Origin of the sequence: Nonomuraea sp. LP-02, from assembly GCF_036289125.1 — a bacterium.
Taxonomy (GTDB): Bacteria; Actinomycetota; Actinomycetes; order Streptosporangiales; family Streptosporangiaceae; genus Nonomuraea; species Nonomuraea bangladeshensis.
The window spans coordinates 118,802-136,854 of record NZ_JAXCLK010000002.1 but is presented as its reverse complement, the minus strand read 5'-3'; the positions used below and the strand labels follow the sequence as shown (position 1 = coordinate 136,854).

General features: G+C 72.5%; 19 protein-coding genes and 1 pseudogene. 5 read left to right on the top strand and 15 right to left on the bottom strand.

Annotated elements, in window-relative coordinates; genetic code table 11:
- Positions 1 to 46 precede the first annotated feature (46 nt).
- Complete coding sequence (locus SMD20_RS43940) at positions 47 to 766, top strand: FadR/GntR family transcriptional regulator (protein ID WP_329593151.1); 720 nt, start codon at positions 47 to 49, stop codon at positions 764 to 766.
- A 19-nt stretch (positions 767 to 785) separates the two neighbouring features.
- On the opposite strand, the gene SMD20_RS43935 is transcribed toward SMD20_RS43940, so the two are convergent.
- From SMD20_RS43935 to SMD20_RS43910, 6 genes and pseudogenes are all read right to left on the bottom strand, one after another.
- Positions 786 to 1,742: a sugar kinase gene (locus tag SMD20_RS43935; protein ID WP_329593150.1), complete on the bottom strand. Its 957-nt coding sequence runs from the start codon at positions 1,740 to 1,742 to the stop codon at positions 786 to 788.
- Positions 1,735 to 2,373, bottom strand: a complete 639-nt coding sequence (locus SMD20_RS43930) for a bifunctional 4-hydroxy-2-oxoglutarate aldolase/2-dehydro-3-deoxy-phosphogluconate aldolase (protein ID WP_329593149.1) — start codon at positions 2,371 to 2,373, stop codon at positions 1,735 to 1,737. The genes SMD20_RS43935 and SMD20_RS43930 overlap by 8 nt, the downstream gene beginning before the upstream one ends.
- Before the next feature lie 8 nt (positions 2,374 to 2,381).
- Entirely contained in the window at positions 2,382 to 4,721 is a 2,340-nt protein-coding gene (locus SMD20_RS43925) for a beta-galactosidase (protein WP_329593147.1), read from the bottom strand.
- Positions 4,722 to 4,772: 51 nt separating this feature from the next.
- Positions 4,773 to 4,898: pseudogene (locus SMD20_RS43920) on the bottom strand (aromatic-ring hydroxylase C-terminal domain-containing protein); the annotation flags it as partial.
- Positions 4,899 to 4,911: 13 nt separating this feature from the next.
- A complete protein-coding gene (locus SMD20_RS43915) occupies positions 4,912 to 6,009 on the bottom strand; it encodes a sensor histidine kinase (RefSeq protein ID WP_329593146.1) in 1,098 nt (365 codons plus the stop codon).
- Positions 6,006 to 6,668 (bottom strand): response regulator transcription factor, encoded by a 663-nt coding sequence (locus SMD20_RS43910; protein ID WP_329593145.1) that lies wholly within the window; start codon positions 6,666 to 6,668, stop codon positions 6,006 to 6,008. The genes SMD20_RS43915 and SMD20_RS43910 overlap by 4 nt, the downstream gene beginning before the upstream one ends.
- Before the next feature lie 139 nt (positions 6,669 to 6,807).
- On the opposite strand from SMD20_RS43910, the gene SMD20_RS43905 reads away from it, so the two are divergent.
- The 3 genes from SMD20_RS43905 to SMD20_RS43895 all read left to right on the top strand — a co-directional run bounded on the left by SMD20_RS43905 (position 6,808) and on the right by SMD20_RS43895 (position 9,882).
- Positions 6,808 to 8,304 (top strand): hypothetical protein, encoded by a 1,497-nt coding sequence (locus SMD20_RS43905; protein ID WP_329593143.1) that lies wholly within the window; start codon positions 6,808 to 6,810, stop codon positions 8,302 to 8,304.
- A 61-nt stretch (positions 8,305 to 8,365) separates the two neighbouring features.
- On the top strand, positions 8,366 to 8,944 hold the full coding sequence (locus SMD20_RS43900; RefSeq protein ID WP_329593141.1) for an RNA polymerase sigma factor: 579 nt from the start codon (positions 8,366 to 8,368) through the stop codon (positions 8,942 to 8,944).
- The gene (locus tag SMD20_RS43895) at positions 8,941 to 9,882 is read left to right on the top strand and encodes a CU044_5270 family protein (RefSeq protein WP_329593140.1); all 942 of its coding nucleotides are present in this window, start codon (positions 8,941 to 8,943) and stop codon (positions 9,880 to 9,882) included. Before SMD20_RS43900 ends, SMD20_RS43895 begins: the two co-directional genes overlap by 4 nt.
- Here SMD20_RS43895 and SMD20_RS43890 read toward each other — a convergent pair.
- From SMD20_RS43890 to SMD20_RS43855, 8 genes are all read right to left on the bottom strand, one after another.
- The gene (locus SMD20_RS43890) at positions 9,879 to 10,529 is read right to left on the bottom strand and encodes a response regulator transcription factor (RefSeq protein ID WP_329593138.1); all 651 of its coding nucleotides are present in this window, start codon (positions 10,527 to 10,529) and stop codon (positions 9,879 to 9,881) included. The genes SMD20_RS43895 and SMD20_RS43890 overlap by 4 nt on opposite strands.
- Positions 10,530 to 10,542: 13 nt before the next feature.
- Positions 10,543 to 11,595 carry a sensor histidine kinase gene (locus SMD20_RS43885; protein WP_329593136.1) on the bottom strand — a complete coding sequence of 351 codons (1,053 nt, stop codon included), beginning with the start codon at positions 11,593 to 11,595 and terminating at the stop codon, positions 10,543 to 10,545.
- A gap of 67 nt (positions 11,596 to 11,662) precedes the next feature.
- The gene (locus SMD20_RS43880) at positions 11,663 to 12,427 is read right to left on the bottom strand and encodes a hypothetical protein (RefSeq protein ID WP_329593134.1); all 765 of its coding nucleotides are present in this window, start codon (positions 12,425 to 12,427) and stop codon (positions 11,663 to 11,665) included.
- Positions 12,428 to 12,463: 36 nt separating this feature from the next.
- Positions 12,464 to 13,834: an alpha/beta hydrolase gene (locus SMD20_RS43875; RefSeq protein ID WP_329593132.1), complete on the bottom strand. Its 1,371-nt coding sequence runs from the start codon at positions 13,832 to 13,834 to the stop codon at positions 12,464 to 12,466.
- Between the two features lie 107 nt (positions 13,835 to 13,941).
- Positions 13,942 to 14,739: an ABC transporter permease gene (locus SMD20_RS43870; protein WP_329593130.1), complete on the bottom strand. Its 798-nt coding sequence runs from the start codon at positions 14,737 to 14,739 to the stop codon at positions 13,942 to 13,944.
- A complete protein-coding gene (locus SMD20_RS43865; protein WP_329593128.1) occupies positions 14,736 to 15,506 on the bottom strand; it encodes an ABC transporter permease in 771 nt (256 codons plus the stop codon). Before SMD20_RS43865 ends, SMD20_RS43870 begins: the two co-directional genes overlap by 4 nt.
- Positions 15,496 to 16,413, bottom strand: coding sequence for an ABC transporter ATP-binding protein (locus SMD20_RS43860; RefSeq protein ID WP_329593126.1), 918 nt, complete (start codon positions 16,411 to 16,413; stop codon positions 15,496 to 15,498). The genes SMD20_RS43865 and SMD20_RS43860 overlap by 11 nt, the downstream gene beginning before the upstream one ends.
- 64 nt (positions 16,414 to 16,477) lie before the next feature.
- Positions 16,478 to 16,768, bottom strand: a complete 291-nt coding sequence (locus SMD20_RS43855; protein ID WP_329593124.1) for an antibiotic biosynthesis monooxygenase — start codon at positions 16,766 to 16,768, stop codon at positions 16,478 to 16,480.
- A 60-nt stretch (positions 16,769 to 16,828) separates the two neighbouring features.
- On the opposite strand from SMD20_RS43855, the gene SMD20_RS43850 reads away from it, so the two are divergent.
- Entirely contained in the window at positions 16,829 to 17,488 is a 660-nt protein-coding gene (locus SMD20_RS43850) for a TetR/AcrR family transcriptional regulator (RefSeq protein ID WP_329593122.1), read from the top strand.
- Here the strand turns inward: SMD20_RS43850 and SMD20_RS43845 are convergent, their stop codons facing one another.
- Positions 17,489 to 18,052: a CGNR zinc finger domain-containing protein gene (locus SMD20_RS43845; RefSeq protein ID WP_329593120.1), complete on the bottom strand. Its 564-nt coding sequence runs from the start codon at positions 18,050 to 18,052 to the stop codon at positions 17,489 to 17,491.
- Position 18,053: the final 1 nt, after the last annotated feature.

Genomic DNA, 18,053 nt, shown 5'->3' with positions numbered 1-18,053 from the left:
TCTATGGGAACGGCGGCAGGGCGTGCGGGCGTGGCATGATTCCGCCATGACGGAGATCGGGAGAGCCGGCGCGCACGACCGGGTGGTCAACAGCCTGGGCGCGGCCATCGTCAACGGCGACATCTCCCCTGACGACGACCTCGACATGGCGGCCCTGCAGGAGCGCTTCTCCGTGAGCAGGACCGCCGTGCGCGAGGCGCTGCGCGTGCTGGCCGCCAAGGGCCTGGTCGGAGCCCGGCCCAGGCGAGGCACCTTCGTGGCGCCGCGTGAGCACTGGGCGCTCCTGGACGCCGACGTGCTGCGCTGGCGCTTCGCCGACCGGGTGGACGAGACGTTCCTCGACGAACTGGGCGAGGTACGCCTGACCGTCGAGCCCGCCGTCGCGCGCATGGCGGCGCAGCGCCGCACCGACCGCGACCTGGCCGACCTCGAAGACGCGCTGGCCGCCATGCGGACCGCGGCGGGCAGACCGGCCGTCGATCACGTGGAGGCCGATCTGGTCTTCCACCACGCCCTGCTGCGCGCCGCGCACAACGAACTGATGGCGCAGATGGCCACCGCGATCGAGGCGGGGCTGCGGCTGCGTGACCAGTTCGTGCACGCGACGCTCACCAGCGAATCCGCCGACAAGCACGCCGAGGTGCTGCTCGCCGTGCGCAAGCAGCGGCCGAAGGCGGCCGAGGCCGCGATGCGGGCGCTCATCGAGCGCTCGATCGCGGACGTCGAGCTGGCCAAGAAGGTGCACGGAGCACAGGCCGGACCTTGATCGCCCGGCCCCGGGCCCGTCAGCGGGCCACACCGTCACCCGCCGCCAGCAGGTCCAGCTCGCGCCGCCGCGGCAGCCCCTCCCAGTCGCCCCACGTCGCCACGGCGAACGCGCCGCACGTCACGCCGAGCTCCGCGCGGCCGGCCAGGCCGAGCCCGTCCAGCCGCCCGGACAGGTAGCCCGCGACGAAAGCGTCGCCCGCCCCGACCGGGTCCACCTCGCTGACCTGGCGGGCGGGCACCCGCAGTGCCTCGTTCCCATCGGTGACGTACGCGCCCTCGCGCCCCAGCTTGATGACGACCTCGCGCGGCCCCAGCTCCAGCAGCAGCCGGGCCGGCACGGCCGGGTCGTCCCCCGCCGGTGGCCCGTTCGCGACGAGCCGCGCCTCCTCCAGGCCGGCGAACACCACCTCCGCCCGGCCGACGAGCCGCCGCAGCACCTCACCGGCCCGTTCGGGCGGCCACAGCAGGGCGCGGTAGTTGACGTCGAAGCTGACCGGCACGCCCACCTGTTCGGCGACCGCCAGGGCCCGCTCCACGGCGGCCGCGGGTCCGGGGCCGAGCGCCGGCGTGATGCCCGTCAGGTGCAGCACGTCCGCCGAACTGATCGCCTCGGCGGAGATGTCGCCGGGCGAGAGCCGCACCCCGGCACCGTCCTTGCGGTGGTAGGAGACCACCACCCGGTCGGCGGTCCGCCGGTAGCGCGTCATCTGCCCGGTGGGCCGGTCGTCGTCGCGCACCGTACGGGAGACGTCGACGCCCTCGCCCCGCAGCGAGGTGAGGATCATGTCCGCCGCCGCGTCCTGGCCGAGCCGCCCCAGCCAGGTGGCGCGATGTCCCAGCCTGGCCACCCCGATCGCGACGGTCGCCTCCGCGCCGGCGTACGACAGCGTGGCCGCGGCGCCGGGTGACGGCGGGCCGATGCCGGACACCCGCGTCACCGCCATCGCCTCGCCCAGGGTGACCAGCTCACCCATCCGAGCCCCTGACGACCTCGACCAGTCGCCCGGCGCGGGCGGCCAGCGCCGCCGTGTCGCCGTCCGTGCACGCGTCGCCCACCAGCGGCGAGCCCATCCCCACGGCCCGCGCCCCGGCCCGCAGGTAGGCCGGCACTTCCCCGATGCCGATGCCTCCCGTCGGCACCAGCGGGATGTGCGGCAACGGGGCCCGTACGTCCTTGATGTAGCCGGGGCCGCCCGCCGCGCCCGCGGGGAAGACCTTGACCATGGTCGCCCCTTGGGACCACGCCTGTACGATCTCCGTCGGCGTGAACGCCCCCGGCAGGACGGGGACGCCGAGCCGCCGGCCTTCCCCGATCACCTCGGGCAGCACGGCCGGGGTGATCAGGTAACCGGCGCCGGCGTCCACGGCCTGGCGTGCCGAGTCCGCGTCGAGCACGGTGCCCGCCCCGATCGCCACTCCAGGAAGCCCGCCCCCGGCCGCCCATCGGATGGCCTCGGCCGCGCCGGGAGTCGTCATGGTGACCTCCATGGCGCGGACGCCGGCGCCGGCGAGGGTCTCCAGCACGGCGTTGAGGTGGCGGGAGGCGGCGGCTCTGATGATGGCGATGACGGGCAGAGCGGCCAGCGCCTCGTCCAGCGTCGTCATCGCCCGTCCTAGGTGATCACGGTGCGGGGCACCGGGGTGAGGGTGACCGAGCGCAGCTCCAGGACGGAGCCGCCGGGGTAAGCGGTGGGCCGCGCCTTGGGCGAGATGAACACGGGGGCGTCCTCGCTCAGCGGCAGCAGCCGCACCTCGATCCCGTGCTCCAGGATCTCCTCGCGGAAGCGGCGCAGCCCGATCTCCCAGGCGGGGCCGTACCAGAACTGGTCGGCCACCAGCCGGCCGCCGACGTAGGCCCGGCCCACGTCACCGACCCAGTCCAGCCGCAGCAGCACCTCGTCCTCGCCCGTGAAAGCCTCCACGGGGACGGTGATCCGGTACACCGCGGCCTGCTCGAAGTCCGCGTCGGTGGGCGCGGAGGCCCGTCCGGAGGCGGCGTCGATCACCGGTCGCCGTGCCGGGCCCGCCTGCCTGACCTCCTCCACCTTCGCCTCGGGCACCTGGCCGGCGGCGGCGGGCACCGGCAGCAGGCCGAACGCGCCGTCGGTCCGCGTCGCGAAGTCCGGAGCGGGGAAGATTCGCACGTCGGAGGAGCCCTGGCCGTACACCACCAGGCGGCCATCCTCGATCACCACCGGCCGCTCGCTCAGCACCAGCCGGTCGGCCCCCCAGAGCGGCCCCCGGGCCGCGGTCAGGGCCGTGGCGGCGTCCAGGACGAGGACGGCCGCGCGGGCGCCGGACGCGTCGCGCACCCGCACCAGGCAGCCGGTGCCCGGCACGAGATCGGCGACCACGAGGCGGTCGGCCTCGTGCCGCACCGTCGCGGGACCCTCGACCTCGGCGACCGTGGCGGCGTCGAAGACGAGTTCCACCGGGATGCCGGCGGTCTGACAGAAGACGTGGACGGGCTCGTCGGCGTCCAGCACCCCCATGGGCTGCGCGGTGCCGGTCAGCAGCAGGCTGCCGCCGACCGGACGCGCGAGCGGCCAGACGAAGTACGCCCCGGACGGCACCGTCACCGGCTCACGCGGCACGACGAGTTCGCGGCCGTCCAGCTCGACCGCGAACCGCACCTCCTCGTGGGCGGGCAGGGTCTCGACCGGCTGGTGATTGTTGACGAACAGGAATCCCGAACGGCCGTCGGAGCGTACGCACCAGCGCAGCGTCTCCCGGTCGGCGGTGTCGTCGGGGGCGTCCGGCGGCATCACCAGCGTCATGGTGGCGAGGTCCGGGCCGTCGGCGGCCAGCCACAGATGCTGCAGCCGCAAGTGGTGGAAGGAGTCGCGGAACTGGCCGTACTCGCCGAGCGGCGCCTGGAAGTCGTAGCTGATGACCGGGCAGTCGTTGGGGTAGCCGGTGGCGTGCGACTCCTGCAGCGTGGACAGCGCGCCGATCTTCTGGGATGCCCCGTGGTACATGTAGTAGCCCTGCCACACCGACCCGCTGCCCAGCTTCACCAGCCCCAGCGCGGCGATGTCGGGGGCCTCGACGATCGGCCGGCGGTGGTAGGAGGTGTACATCCCGCCGCCCAGCTCGCAGGTGGCGAACGGGTAGCGCGCCAGGTGGCTCTCGTCCGAGCCGGTCACCTCGGTGGTGCGCAGGTCCGAGCCGATGGAGTCGTCGTCCCGGCCGGGCCCGAAGAAGTAGTGGGCCCGGCTCTGCTGCGGCCAGCCGTCATGGGCGGTGTCCCATGCGGCCTCCGAGTAGCCGCCGAACAGCGGGATCAATTCGTCCGGCGGCAGCTGCGCGTGCCCCCAGCCGGTCGCCGTCCACAGCGGCGCGTCGATGCCCGCCGCCTTCGCGGTGCGCTTGAGCGTGACGAGATGGTCCGGCTGGTCGTACAGCTCGTTCTCCACCTGCACCGCCACCACCGGGCCGCCGTGCTCGCGGGTCAGGCCGGCGAGCTGGGCGCCGATCTGCTCGTACAGCGGCCGGACCAGCTCCAGGTAACGGGGGTCGTCGGTGCGCGGCACACAGTCGGCCTCCAGGACCCAGTCGGGAAAGCCGCCGTTGCGCGACTCCCCGTGCCCCCACGGTCCGATCCGCACCACCACGTCGAGCCCCAGCTCGGCACAGGTGGTCACGAAACGGCGCAGGTCGCGGTCGCCGCTCCAGTCGAAGACGCCGCGCCGCTCCTCGTGCAGGTTCCAGAAGACGTACGTGGCGACGACCGTCACCCCGCCCGCCCGTACCTTCAGCAGCTCTTCCCGCCATTCGGCCGCCGGGTAGCGGCCGTAGTGGAACTCTCCCATGATCGGGAACCACGGTCTGCCGCTCCGGCTCAAGTGCCGGGAGTTCACGGTGATCGCGTCGGGTCGGTCGAGGAGATCGCCCAGCCGCAGGTGGCCTTGGAGCGGCGGGGGGATCTGGCTCGGGATGTCGAGTCGTCGCACAAGCTGCACAGTACTATGACTCTTGGAATAAATACTACTAGTTGGGAACGGTCAGGCTGGGCCGAACCAGGTGGAGAGCGCTTCTCGCCGCGCGGACGTGGCCGCTCCGGCGGGTTCGTCGACGGGCGCGACCCAGGCGACGTGGGCGTCCGGGCGGATCAGCAGGGCGTCGGCCGGACGGTCGTCGGTTTCAGGGAGCGGCGCGGAGGAATCGTACGGTGATGGACAGGCCGCCCTCGGGGCGTGCCTCGGTGACGAGGGTGGCGCGGTGAGCCCGCGCGACGGCGTTGACGATGGCGAGGCCGAGGCCGTAGCCGTCGCGGTGGCCGTGCCGATCGGGCGACAGCCTCTGGAAGGGGTGGAAGAGGCGCTGGATCTGGTCCTCGGGGATGACCGGCCCGCTGTTGGCGACCGTGAGGGCCACCTGCGTGCCGACGGTCCGCGTGGTGACCTGCACGTGCCCGCCCGCGTGGTTGTGACGGACGGCGTTGTCGATGAGGTTGGCGACGAGGCTTTCGACCAGTCCCGGGTCTCCTGCGGTCACGGCGGGCGTCAGGTGTTCGGCGAGGTCGATGCCCTTCTCGGTGGCATGGTCGCGGCGGGTGGCGAGCGCTCCTTCGACGACGTGGGCGAGGTCGAGGGTGTCCCGGCGGGTGACGCCGCGCTCGCTGACGGCCAGGGCGAGCAGCGCTTCGACCAGCCGCTCCTGGTGCCCGCCGAGAGCCAGGGCCTCCTGGCAGGCCGCGCGCAGGTCGGCGGCGTCGGCGTCGGGGTCGGCGAGGGCGACTTCGAGGAGGGTACGCAGACCGGCGAGTGGCGTGCGCAGCTCGTGGGAGGCGTTGGCGACGAAGTGACGCTGGGCGTCGAAGGACGCCTCCAGGCGGGCGAACAGGTCGTCGAGGGTGCGGCCGAGCGCGGTCAGCTCGTCCACAGGCTCGCCGAGGTCCAGGCGCCGGTGGAGGTTTCCGGCGGAGATGACTTCGGCGGTGGCGGTGATGGCGCGCAGCGGCTGCAGGAACCGGCCGGCGACGTACCAGCCGAGGGCCAGCGCGACCGGGATCAGGAGGACCAGGGCGACGGCGGACCCCACGAGGAGCTGGGGAAGGCTGATGCCGGGCCCGGTCGCGGCGGCCGCGCTCGCCGAGGAGTGGCCCGCGGGTCTGGTCGCCTGGACGGTGGCGAGCGGGAGGTCGACGACGACGAGCACGAGGACTCCGGCGGCGTAGACGCCCGCCGCGTAGGCGAGGGCGAGCCGCTTCCGCAGGGACCTTCTGGCGAGCCGGGTCATGACGGCCCGATGCGGTAGCCGCCCTCGCGGACGGTCTCGATCACGGGCGGGTCGCCGAGCTTGGCCCGCAGCCGGTGCACGGTGTGCTTGACGGCGCTGCTGAAGGGGTCGGCGGCCTCGTCCCAGACGCGCTCCAGCAGTTCCTCGGCCGAGATGACCAGGCCGGGCACGGCCAGCAGGCAGGCGAGCAGGCCGAACTCCCGGGGGCTCAGCTCAAGACGCCGGCCGTCCCGGAACGCGGTACGGCGGGCCGGATCGAGAGTGATGTCCCCGTACGCCAGGGTGGGCGGCAGCGGCGGGGTGGCGCGGCGGGCCAGCGCGCGGACGCGGGCGACCAGCTCGGCGAACGCGAACGGCTTGGGCAGGTAGTCGTCGGCGCCGAGGCCGAGCCCGGCGACGCGGTCCTCGATCGTGCCGGAGGCGGTGAGCATCAGCACGCGGCTCTCGCAACGACCGTGGGCGAGCCGCCGGCAGATCTCGTCCCCGTGGACGCCGGGCAGGTCGCGGTCGAGGATCACCACGTCGTAGCGGGTGACGGCCAGCCGGTCGAGGGCGGCGCTCCCGTCCAGGACGACGTCCACGGCCATGCCCTCGCGGCGCAGCCCGGTGCCGATGGAGCGGGCGAGGACCTCGAAGTCCTCCACGACGAGGACCCTCACCGCCCGCCGCCGAACCTCGTGCGGGCGGACCGTCCGGTGGGTGGAGGAGCCATGCGCCAACGATGCCAGATGCCGGGTTCCGGCCGGGTCGCAGCCGCTGCGACCCGGCCGGAACCGGACGCCGCGTACAACCGTCGCCATGAGATCATCCACGGCCGGACAGGACGGCTTCTCCCAGGCGCTGCGCGCGGAGTGGGCCAGGTTCCGCTCCTCGCGCGGCCTGCTGCTCGCCATGGCGGCCTCCGTGCTGGTCACCGTGTCGCTCGGACTGCTGATCGCCGGGGGCGTCCGCAGCACCTGCGTGACCGGGAAGGGCGAAGGCCCCTGCCCCGCGCCGCTGCTGGGACCCGACGGCACGGCGGTGAAGGACAAGTACTACTTCGTGCACCAGCCGCTCAAGGGGAACGGCGCCATCACCGCCCGCGTGGCGGGCCTGACCGGGCAGATGCGGCTGCCGGACGCCGTGCCCGGGGTGCGCAACGTCACGGAAGGAGTGGTGCCCTGGGCCAAGGCCGGGCTCCTCGTCAGGCAGAGCCTCAAGCAGGGCACACCGTACGCCGCCGTCATGCTCACCGGAGATCACGGCGTGCGGATGCAGCACAACTACATCCACGACATTCCCGGCGGTCCTCACAACGGCCCGCAGTGGCTGCGGCTGACCAGGTCGGGCGACACCGTCAGCGGCTACGAGTCGGACGACGGCAGGACGTGGACCGAGATCGGCACGGTCAAGCTGGCCGGGCTGCCGGAGACGGTCGAGATCGGGCTGTTCGCCACCTCACCGGGCGCGCTGTGGGGCATGGCGAAAGCCTTCGCCCAGGCCACCGCCACCTTCGACCGGATCACGCTGCGGGGCGCGAACGGTTCGTGGCGGCACGACGACGTCGGCGTCGGCCTGGAGTCCGACGGCAGGACCCCGCATCACCCGGGCGGGGTCGCCGAGTCCGGCGACCAGCTCATCGTGACCGGCGGCGGCGACATCGGGCCCGCCACGGTGGAGGGCGGCATCCGCGCCGACCTCTTGCTGATCGGCGGGGCCGTGGGGCTGATCCCGGTGCTCGCGGCGGCGGTGACGTTCTGCACGCACCGGCGCGGGCGGAGCCCGAGCGGCCTGCCTGCCGGGCCGCACTCGGCGCGGCAACTGGTGGCCCAGGCCGCGGTGCTCGGCGCGGTCGCGTTCGTGGCGGGGCTGGTGACCTCGGGGGTCGTGGTCCCCGCCGGTCTGGCGCTGTTGCGCGCCCATCAGAACCCGATCCAGCCGATCACTCTGGGCACCGGGCTCCGGGTGGTCGCCGGCTACGCGGCGCTGACCGCGGCCGCCGCCGTGCTGGCTCTGGGCCTGGCCGCGCTGGTCAGGCGGGGGGTCGTCGCCGCCGGGCTGTCCGTCGCGCTGGTCGTGGTGCCGTACGTGCTGGCGACCGCGGGCCTGGCGCCGTGGCTGCTGGTGGTCACCCCTGCCGCCGGGTTCGCGATCACGCAGAGCGTCCCCACGTTCGCGCACGTGGATGTCGGCCCGTCACTGCTCGAAGGCTACTACCCGCTCCCGCCGTGGGCGGGTTTGACCGTGACGTGCGGATTTGCCGCCTTCGCCCTCGCGGCGGCGATGGTCACCCACAGCAGGAAAGCATCGGCGTGAACTCGATTCCCGGCTCAGGTGAAAGACGGGCGACACTACTTCCTTGCAAAGGCCCGACCACATGTCGCTCAGCACGACCCTGTCCGACGCCGACCTGATCGAACGGTCATGGCGAGATCCCGAGGATTTCGCCTTGCTGTTCGACAGACACGCGGGACACATCCACCGATACGTGGCCCGCCGGCTCGGCGACGACGCGGCCGACGACGTCGTCTCCGAGACGTTCCTCGCCGCGTTCCGGCAGCGCCGCGACTACGACACCGCCCGGCCGGAGGCCCTTCCCTGGCTGTACGGCTTCGCGACCAACTTCATCCGCCGCCATCGGCGCGCCGAGACACACCGCTACAAGGCGTACGCGAAGGTGGGCGCGCTCCCCGACGCCGGCGACGCCGCCGAACAAGCCCTTGAGCGGGCGAGCGCGCACGCCGTACGCCGCCCGCTCGCCCAGGCGCTCGCCTCGCTCAAGAGCCGCGACCGCGACGTCCTCTTACTCGTGGCCTGGGCCGACCTCACTTACGAGGAGGTCGCCGACGCCCTGTCCATCCCCATCGGGACAGTGCGTTCCCGCCTCAACCGCGCGCGGGCCATCGTCCGCGACGTCCTCGGCAGCACCGACCCCACGACGGAGCACACCTCATGAACGAACGGACCGACCTGGCCGAACTGCGCGACCTGTTCGCCGGCCAGCCGCACCCCACGGCGGAGCGCCTCGCCCCCGCCCGTACCGCCCTGCTGGCCGAAGCCCGTACGAAGCGGCGGCCGGTCCGGCTGCGGCGGGTGTCGCCGGCGGGCGGACTGGTCGCGGCGATGGCCGCGGGAGTGGTCGCCGTGCAGACGTTCGGCTCCGCCGCGCCCGCGAGCGCCGCCGAGGTCCTGCGACTGGCGGCCGAGGCCGCGACCGCCACCCCGTGGCCGGAGCCCCGCGACGACCAGTACCTCCACTACGAGCGCATCGCCGAGACGCGCAGCGAGAAGGGGGTCCCCAATGTCGGCCCGCGCCACATCACGGGCGAGGTCTGGGAGTCCGCCGACGGCTCCCGCCCGGGACTCCTCTGGCACAAACCGTCGAAATCCAGGCCGCAGAGCCCCGAGTACCAGGAAATCCTGACCCGCTGCCCCGAACGCGGCGCCGGGCGGCCCGCCTACGCCGACCTCCGGAAGTGGCCGACCGACCAGGAGCAGCTCCGGCACAAGCTGGCCGAATACCGGATGACCCCCGGCAAGGACGCCGCGACCCGGACCTGGAACGCCGTCATCGACATCCTCGGCAGCCCGGTCCCGCCCGAGCAGCAGGCGGCCATCTTCAAGATCGCCGCGACCCTGCCCGGCATCGAGACGGAAGAGCTCAAGGACGCCACCGGCAGATCGGGCATCGCGGTGACCCGGGTGGACAACCTGGGCCCCGGGGGTGCCGTCTCCCGCGAATCCCTCATCTTCGACAAGACCTCCTACGTCCTCCTGGGCGGCCAGGAACTCGTGCCGGGGCACGGGCGCGAAGTCTGGTCCCTCACCCGTCCGCAGCTCACCGACGTACTCCCGGCCTGGTCCACGTCCGTGAAGCGGAAACGCTGCGTCTAGTCGCGCGAGGCCAGGCCGTGCTCGTAGGCGTAGATGACGGCGCGCACCCGGGAGGGCAGCCCGAGTTTGCGCAGAATGCTGGCGACGTGGGTCTTGACCGTGCCCTCCTCGATGATGAGGGCACGGGCGATCTCCGCATTGCTGAGTCCCCGTGCCAGTTGGCGGAGCACCTCCAGCTCACGGGCGGTCAGCCGCTGCCGCGCGTCGGCGGCGGACGCGGGCGACAGCCGCGCGAAGCGGTGGATGAGCCGCGTGGTGACCTTCGGGTCCACCAGTCCGTGCCCGCCGTGCAGCGCCCGTACGGCCTCCAGCAGCAACTCGGGGTCGCTGTCCTTGAGCAGGAACCCCGAGGCCCCCGACTGGAGCGCCCCGAACAGGTACTCGTCGGTGTCGAACGTCGTCAGCGCCAGCACCCTCGGCGGCGCCTCCACCTCGGCGAGCTGCCGGATCGCGGCGATCCCGTCGACGTAGGGCATGCGCAGGTCCATCACGACCACGTCGGGCCGCCGCCACAGCGCCAGGTGCACGGCCTCGGCCCCGTCGGCCGCTTCACCGACCACCTCGATGTCGGGCTCGCCGTCCAGCGTCAGGTGCAGGGCTTCGCGTACGGCCGGCTGGTCGTCGGCGATCAACACCCGAATGGTCACGCCACTTCCTCCTTCACAGCTGCGATGATGCCTCGATCGGGACGGTGGCCTCGACCAGCCAGCCGTGCCGCGGACCCGGGCCCGCCGTGAGCGTGCCGCCGTGCCGCCGCGCACGTTCGCGCATGCCTCTGATGCCGCGCCCCTCCGCTCCGGCGCGGGCGTGGCCGTTGTCGGAGATCGACACCGCCACCGCGGTACGGCTGCGCCGGACCCGCACGTCCACCTCGGTGGCTCCCGAGTGGCGGGCGGCGTTGGTGAGCGCCTCCTGCACGATGCGGTAGACCGTACGGCCCACGCCGGGCGGCAGCGGGGAGCTCAGGCCCGCCCGGTGGACCGTGATCCGCAGATGCGGAGTGGAGAGCCGGCCGGCCAGCTCTTCGAGGTCGTCCTGGTCCGGTTCGGCGGACGTCTCGCGCAGGGTGTCGAGGAGGGCGCGTACCTCTTCCAGCGCCGAGGACGACAGGTCGGCGATGGTGCCCAATGCCTTGTCGGCGGCCGGCGTCCGGCCGCGCAGGGCCCGGCGGGTGGCCGTGGCCTGGACGCGGATCGCGGTGAGGTGGTGGCCGACGCTGTCGTGCACGTCCCGGGCGAGCCCGGCGCGTTCCTCGGCCAGCGCGCGCCTGGCCTCGGCGTGGTCGAGCCGCGCCGCCTGTGCGGCCCGCTCGGCGTGCAGCCTCAGCATGCGGCCGACCGCCACAGGGGCGACGCCCAGGACGATCAGGTCGGTCAGCGTGGCGGCCCCGATCGACTGAGGGAGCAGCGTCCCGTAGATGACCACCCATACGACCGAGGCGGCCAGCACCAGCCACGGCCGCCGGGTCCGATGGGTGGCGGCCGCGCAGAACAGGCAGGTGGCGACCAGCCGCCCCGGCCAGCCGGGTACGGCCATGCCGATCAGGGCCACCCCGGCCGACAGGACGGCGGCGGTGAGGGGCAGCCTGCGCCAGATCAGCACCGGCAGGCAGCCGGCCACGCTCAACCCGGCCACCACCGGCAGCCCCGGAGCCGGAAACCGCTTCTCCAGCAGGGTGACCGCGATGAGGACCAGAGAGGCGATGACGACCACCAGGACGTCCAGCCGGGTTCCCTTCGGCAGCCTGCTGATCAGCCGCCGACCTCCGGCGCGTGCCCGGTCACGAAGCGTCTGCAGCGTCGTCTCCCGAGGGTGCCGCCGTCACGAGCTGTGCGAAGTCGTCCCCGGCCGCGAGCCGTTCGATCAGGTTCAGCACCGCGTCACGTCCACCGTTCGCCTGGACCCAGCGGCTCACCTGGCAGGCGGCCTTGGCGTACGCCTGAGGGTCCCTGCCGGCCGTCCCGAGCCAGTCCTTCAGGGACTCAGGAAGCGCGCCGCGCGAGTCGACCAGGCACCGGTCGCCGGCCGTCTCCGGCGCGAGATAGCGGGGATCACCGGAGACGAGCACCGCCAACCCTTCGTCGAACCACTGCGGCACCTCCTCCTCCCTGCCCCCGAGCCGGACGTGCAGCTCCACATGCGACAGCTCGTGCGACGCGATCACCGGGTCGGCCCCACGCGGCGACAGCATCACCGCGCGGTTCAGCACCGCGATCCCCCGCTCCCCGCCGCCGCCGATCCGCCGGTAGCAGGCGTCCGTCAGGCACACCAGGACGCTCGGTGAGCTCTCGCGGCCGCCGTAGAAGGCTCCGACGCGCTGCCGCGCCTGGTCGACGACGTCGATCACGTGCCGCCGCTGGGCCTCCGACAGGCCCGGTTCGGCGTACACGCCGGGGTGGAGCCGTTCCAGTCCGTAACAGCCGGGGCAGGTGGTGGCCGCCACGGAGGGATAGGCCAGCACGACCCCGGCCACCGCCGCCACGACCAGCGCGGACAATCCGCCCAGCAGGAGCGTCCACCTCCTGCGCCGCGCCCATGTCGCCATTTTTCCTCCCGTTCCGGTCAGTCCAAGCTTCCCTGATCACTCGCAGGTCGTCCCGGCAGGTGGCAGCCGGCCGCCGGCCAGATACCGGTGTACGTGCTCGCGTACGCACGGGTCGCCGGACAGGTAGAGGGCATGTCCTCCGGCGGCCTTCAGGTAGCGGGCGCCGGGCAACTGGCCGGCCAGGCGGCGGCCGTCGGCGGGCGGGGTGGTGTCGTCGTGCTCGCCGTTGGCGATGAGCACGGGAGGCAGGCCCGGCGCCGCGACAGGATGGGGCGGGTAGGTCCGGGTCGCCGGCAGGCCCGCGCAGTGGTTGGCCATCGGCCAGACCGCGCGCCAGCCGATGTGGGGCGTGTCACGGCGCAGGGCGGTCTCCAGCTTCTTGACCTGGTCGTAGCCGGGGTAGGGCAGGTCCGCGCAGAGGACGACGCGCGACAGGTCCGGGTCCGGAGCCCCCTCCACCTTGGCGAAGAACGAGGCGTCACCGGCCCGCGCGCGGGCGAGCCCGGCGGCCAGGCGCTCCCAGGTGTCCGCGAAGGAGAAGGTGGCGCGGGAGGCGATCTGGGTGTCGCTGACCCGCGCCCCGGGACCGGCCTCGGGGGCCGGGATGGGCTCGCGGCGGGCCCTGGCCATCACCTCGTCCCAGACCGCCACCGGATCCCTGCCGTGCAGGGCGCAGGTCACGGTGCTCCGGCACCAGTCGGCGAAACGGACGAAGTTGCCCTCCAGGGCCTCGGCGCGCGGCTGGAGCCAGGCACGCAGATCGGGGGTGGTGTGGTCGAAGACGCTGTCGAGGTACATGCGGCCGACCTTGCGGGGGAACAGCTCGGCGTAGGCCTGCCCGAGCACGGTGCCGTGCGAGTTGCCGAAGTAGGTGAGCCGGGCCTGGCCGAGGGACTTCCTGATCGCCTCCATGTCGTGCGCGATCTGCCAGGAGTTGAGATTGCCCGACAGGACGCCGGCCTCCTCGGCGCAGGCTTCGCCGAAGGTGCGGTTCTTCGCGGCGTACGCGTCATAGGCCGCCTTGGTGGGAAACACCCACTCGGTGGCGAAGGGCGCGGGGATCGGGCAGTTGATCGCCGTCGATCTGCCGAACCCCCGCGGGTCGAAGATCACCACGTCGAACCACTCGGTCAGGTCGGCGAAGGCCTGCTTCGCCTGCCGGAGAATCACGATCTGCTCGCCGGGCCCACCGGTGTTGACCAGCAGCACGCCCTTCTTGCGGGCCTGGTCCCTGGCGGGCAGCTTGGCGAGGCCGATCGCGACCTCCGGCCCCGAGCGGCGGGTCCAGTCGGCCGGCACCTGGAGCTGCGCGCACTGCAGGCCGTCGCCGCAGTCCTGCCACGACAGCGGTGTGACCGGCGCGACGGCGACGACAGCGCCGAGGAGGAGCGAGGCAGCGATGTTCACTCTGGAAGGATGGCCGGGGCCGGGCCGCCCCGGCGTCCCTCTTTCTGCATATCTTTCGCCCGAACGCTTCCCGGATGCTCGGACGCCCTCGCACATCGGTGAAGTGCCTAGTAGCGGCCGAGGGTGCCGCGGCGTCGGGCAAGGTGTTCGAGCCGGTTGAACAGGGCCACCCCGGTGACGGTGATGAGCAGCGGCTGCGCCAGCAGCCAGCCGAGACCCCAGCCGGTCGGGAGGGCGGCCAGGGAATGCCCGCCGATCAGGATGTCGCGCATCGCCTCGATGCCGGGCGCGATCGGGACCATGAGCCGGCTGAGGAAGGCGATCGGATCGGGCAGGGCGGCCAGGGGGACCAGGGTGCCGCCGGCGATGGCGTAGATGGCGACGGAGAGCTGGGTGATGATCTCGATGCGTTTGAACACCAGGGTCAGCCCGCACAGGATGAGAGCCAGGCCGCAGGTGCCCAGCGCGATGGCGGCCAGCGGTACGATCACCTGCACGTCGAGGGGCAGCTGCCCGCCCTGGAGACTGATGGTGACCGCGCCGGTGGCCAGGACGGCCAGCGCGGTGGGCAGGGCGGAGAGCACGGCGGCGACCTGGCGGCCGAGGATGAGCGCGGCCGAGGGCAGCGGGGTCAGGTAGGTCTGTTCCAGCACGCCGGCCTGGATGTCGCCCAGGTAGCTCCAGAACACGCGGTTGACCTGTTCGTGGATGAAAGTCAGCGCCACCATGCCGAGCAGCACCGGCAGCAGGAGTTCCGCGCGCAACTGCCCGCGTCCCATGAACAGCACGATGAGCAGGTAGAACAGCGGGAAAGTGATCACCTGTATGAGGACCTGACGCCATCCGGCGGCGAGATCGAGCAGGCCCTTGCGGACTTCCGCGGTGAATCCGCGTACGAAGATCATGAGGTTCCCTGCAGGGCTCGGCGATGGTTGCGGATGAACAGCAGGCCGCCGGCCGCGGTGAGCGCGATGGTGTGGACGAGCAGCCAGGGCAGGGTGCCCCCGTTCCAGACCTCGGCCAGGGTCCGGCCCTGGAACAAGGTCTGAGTGAGCGCCTCGGTGCCCAGCGTGGTGGGCAGGACTCTGGCCACCGTGGCCAGCCAGTCGGGATAGAAGGCGAGCGGCAGGAAGGAGCCGTTGAGCAGCAGCACCAGTGCGGTGAACAGCGACTGCAGGGCGCCGATCATCGGGGAGACCAGCGCGAGGGCCGCCAGCAGGAAGGTGAAGGCCAGCACGTTGGCCCCGAGCAACACGGCGGGCAGCAGCGCCGCCCAGCGCAGCGGGATCGCGATCTGGGCCACCAGCATCGGGACGAGCGCGGCGACGGCGGCCACCGTCAGGCCGAAGATCGAGGCGGTGATGAGCCGGCCGAGCATCGGCAGCCACGGCGGCGCCGGGGTCATCTGCGACTGGGCGAAGGTGCCGGCGCGTTTCTCCTCGATGAGGTCGGCCACCATGACCAGTGCGGCGTACTGCAGGAACCAGTAGCCGCCGATCGCGACCAGTGTCTGCGGCAGCAGATCGTGGCGCAGCTCGCCCTGGCCGAGCACGAACTGCAGGCCGAGGTACATGGTGGTGCTGATCAGCAGCGTGATGACGTGGCCGATCGGGTGGGCCAGCTGTACGCGCAGGCCCTTGCCGATCTCCGCGCCCAGCACGTCAAGCAGCATGGGACGCCTCGTTCACCAGTGCGAGGAACACGTCCTCCAGGCCGGGCCGCACCTGGGTCAGCGACTCCAGGACGGCTCCCTGGGAGCGCAGGCGCTCGACCACGTCGTACACCTCGCCCGGGTGGCTCACCCGCACGCTGATCGTGGCGACGCCGTCGCGGGTGACGGCGTCGAACCCGGGCGGCGCCGTTCCTTCGACGCGGATCTCGTACCTGTCCCGTTCGCGGAAACTCGCCAGCAGCTCTCGCGTGGGCAGGTCGGCCACCAGCCGCCCCTTGCGCATGACGGCCACCCGGTCGCACAGCTCCTGGGCCACGTCCAGTTGGTGCGTGGTGAGCAGGATGGTGGTGCCCAGCTCACGGGCCTGCTCGGTGATCCAGTGTTTGACGGTACGGGTGGCCTCCACGTCCAGGCCGAGTGTCGGCTCGTCCAGCAGCACGATCGGCGGGCCGGCGATGAGAGCGGCGGCGATCGCGACCTTCTGCTGCATGCCACGCGAGAAGCCGCCGACCCTCTCGTCGCGGCGCTCCCACAACCCCAGATCGGTCAGCAGATCCTCGGCGCGCTCGGCGACCTGGGCCTTGCGCATGCCCTTGAGCCGGCCGAAGTACATCAGGTTCTGCCAGGCCGACAGGCTCCAATAGACGTTGCGCGAGCCTTCCAGCACGGCGCCGAACTGCGCCATCGCCGCTGAGCGCTGCCGGGTCACGTCGAAACCGCCCAGCCGGACCCGGCCGGAGGTGGGGGTCAGCAGGCCGGCCAGCATCTTGATGGTGGTGGTCTTGCCGGCGCCGTTGGGTCCCAGGAAGCCGAAGACCGATCCGGCGGGGACGTGCAGCGACACCTCGTCGACCGCCCGGACCTGCGCCGATCCGTAGACCTTGGTCAACGCGTCGATTTCGATCATGTCATCTCCTCGCGTGGGGGGAGCCCCGGCGCCCGGTCCGGGGCCGGGGCCGGGGCCGGGGCAGTCAGAGCTCGGCCAGGACCTCGATGTCCTGCGCCGTGACGTCGCGGGCCACGGCGAACGCCGCGGTTGCGGCGGGCGTGCCGGGCGCGGCCTCGCGGGCCGCCTGCAGGCTGGCGGCCGAGTCCCAACGCCAGACGCCGATCCATGTCTCGTCGTCGAGCCGGCCGAGGCGCGCCTCGGTGAGGCCGGGCTGCGTAGCTCTGACCGCGGTGACCAGAGCGGCGTGCCGGACCTGGACCTGCTCGGCGTCAGCGGGATCGGCTTGGAATCGGGTGATGCTGATGACCGTCATGGCTCAACCCACTCTCTAGAGTTGACTTCTAGTGAACAAATCTAGAGATAGACTCTAGCCATGAGCGACGTCAAGAGGACGAACAAAAGAGCCCAGAAGGCCAAGGAGACGCGCCGGCGCATCCTCGCGGCGGCGCTGGAGCTGTTCACGCAGGACGGCTACGGGGCGACGAATCTCCAGGACGTCGCCGACAAGGCCGGCGTCGCGGTGCAGACGATCTACTTCGTCTTCGGCAACAAACGCGCTCTGCTCAAGGAGCTGGTCGACGTCACGATCGCGGGCGACGACGAGCCGGTGGCCACGATGGACCGGCCGTGGTACACAGGGGCGCTGGCCTCCGCAACCGCCCAGGACATGCTGCGCGCCTACGTCGCCGGCTCGACCTCGGTCCTGGAACGCGTCGCACCGATCGGCAAGGTTCTGGAGGCGGCGGTCGCGAGCGACCCCGAGGTGGCCGCGCTGTGGCCGCAGGACGTCGATCCCCGATATGTCGTCCATCGGGGGGCCGCCAAGGCGCTTGTCGGCAAACCCGGGGCGCGCGCCGAGGTGTCGGTGGAGGAGGCCGCCGACCTGCTGTACGGCCTGCTCAGCCCGGAGCTCTACCTCCTGTTCGCGAAGGAGCGGGGCTGGCCGCGCGAGCGCTGGGAGCGGTGGGTCGGCGAGACCCTCCGCGCCCAGCTCTGCGCCACCGGGGAGACCGTGCCGGCCGGCCAGGCTTGATCAGGTCTGGCGGCGGCTGCGATAGGCAGCGGTCTTGGCGCGAGCCGTGCATGCCGCGCTGCAGTAAAGGCGTGAGGCGTTGCGGGTCAGGTCGATGTAGACCGCCTCGCACTGGTGTGCCGCGCACTGTCCGAAGCGGTCGGGGCCGTAGCCGTCCACGATGAGCGCCAGCGCCGTGGCGAACTCGCCGCCCAGGGCCTCCACCTCGGTGCCGCCGGACCCATGGAAGTGCAGGTGGAACGGCTGGCCGACGTCCTCGGTCAGGTAGGGCTGCGCCCCGTACCTGCGGATCATGGCGTTGACGCGGGCGGCCTGGTCCGCCGGCCGCTCTGCCAGCAGGGCCTGCCGCAGCTCGGTGGCCAGCTCGGCCAGGTGCCGCCCCGCGTCCGGGACCGCGCGCAGGGCCGCTGCCGTGCGGTCGCCGAGCTGGGCGGCGAACGTCGCCGCCAGTTCCTCGCCTGCCAGTGGCTGCACCGAGGCGCCGCCCCGCCAGTGCGCCGTGGCCAGGTTGACCAGCTCGGCGATCAGCGGAGCCTGCCGGGTTACGTTACAGGCTATTTCCACT

What these genes read in the sequence shown, in the direction of transcription:
- SMD20_RS43940 (WP_329593151.1), top strand. Translation starts at nt 47, where the DNA reads ATGACGGAGATCGGGAGAGCCGGCGCGCACGACCGGGTGGTCAACAGC.
- SMD20_RS43935 (WP_329593150.1), bottom strand. Translation starts at nt 1,742, where the DNA reads ATGGGTGAGCTGGTCACCCTGGGCGAGGCGATGGCGGTGACGCGGGTG.
- SMD20_RS43930 (WP_329593149.1), bottom strand. Translation starts at nt 2,373, where the DNA reads ATGACGACGCTGGACGAGGCGCTGGCCGCTCTGCCCGTCATCGCCATC.
- SMD20_RS43915 (WP_329593146.1), bottom strand. Translation starts at nt 6,009, where the DNA reads ATGACCCGGCTCGCCAGAAGGTCCCTGCGGAAGCGGCTCGCCCTCGCC.
- SMD20_RS43905 (WP_329593143.1), top strand. Translation starts at nt 6,808, where the DNA reads ATGAGATCATCCACGGCCGGACAGGACGGCTTCTCCCAGGCGCTGCGC.
- SMD20_RS43900 (WP_329593141.1), top strand. Translation starts at nt 8,366, where the DNA reads ATGTCGCTCAGCACGACCCTGTCCGACGCCGACCTGATCGAACGGTCA.
- SMD20_RS43895 (WP_329593140.1), top strand. Translation starts at nt 8,941, where the DNA reads ATGAACGAACGGACCGACCTGGCCGAACTGCGCGACCTGTTCGCCGGC.
- SMD20_RS43880 (WP_329593134.1), bottom strand. Translation starts at nt 12,427, where the DNA reads ATGGCGACATGGGCGCGGCGCAGGAGGTGGACGCTCCTGCTGGGCGGA.
- SMD20_RS43870 (WP_329593130.1), bottom strand. Translation starts at nt 14,739, where the DNA reads ATGATCTTCGTACGCGGATTCACCGCGGAAGTCCGCAAGGGCCTGCTC.
- SMD20_RS43865 (WP_329593128.1), bottom strand. Translation starts at nt 15,506, where the DNA reads ATGCTGCTTGACGTGCTGGGCGCGGAGATCGGCAAGGGCCTGCGCGTA.
- SMD20_RS43860 (WP_329593126.1), bottom strand. Translation starts at nt 16,413, where the DNA reads ATGATCGAAATCGACGCGTTGACCAAGGTCTACGGATCGGCGCAGGTC.
- SMD20_RS43855 (WP_329593124.1), bottom strand. Translation starts at nt 16,768, where the DNA reads ATGACGGTCATCAGCATCACCCGATTCCAAGCCGATCCCGCTGACGCC.
- SMD20_RS43850 (WP_329593122.1), top strand. Translation starts at nt 16,829, where the DNA reads ATGAGCGACGTCAAGAGGACGAACAAAAGAGCCCAGAAGGCCAAGGAG.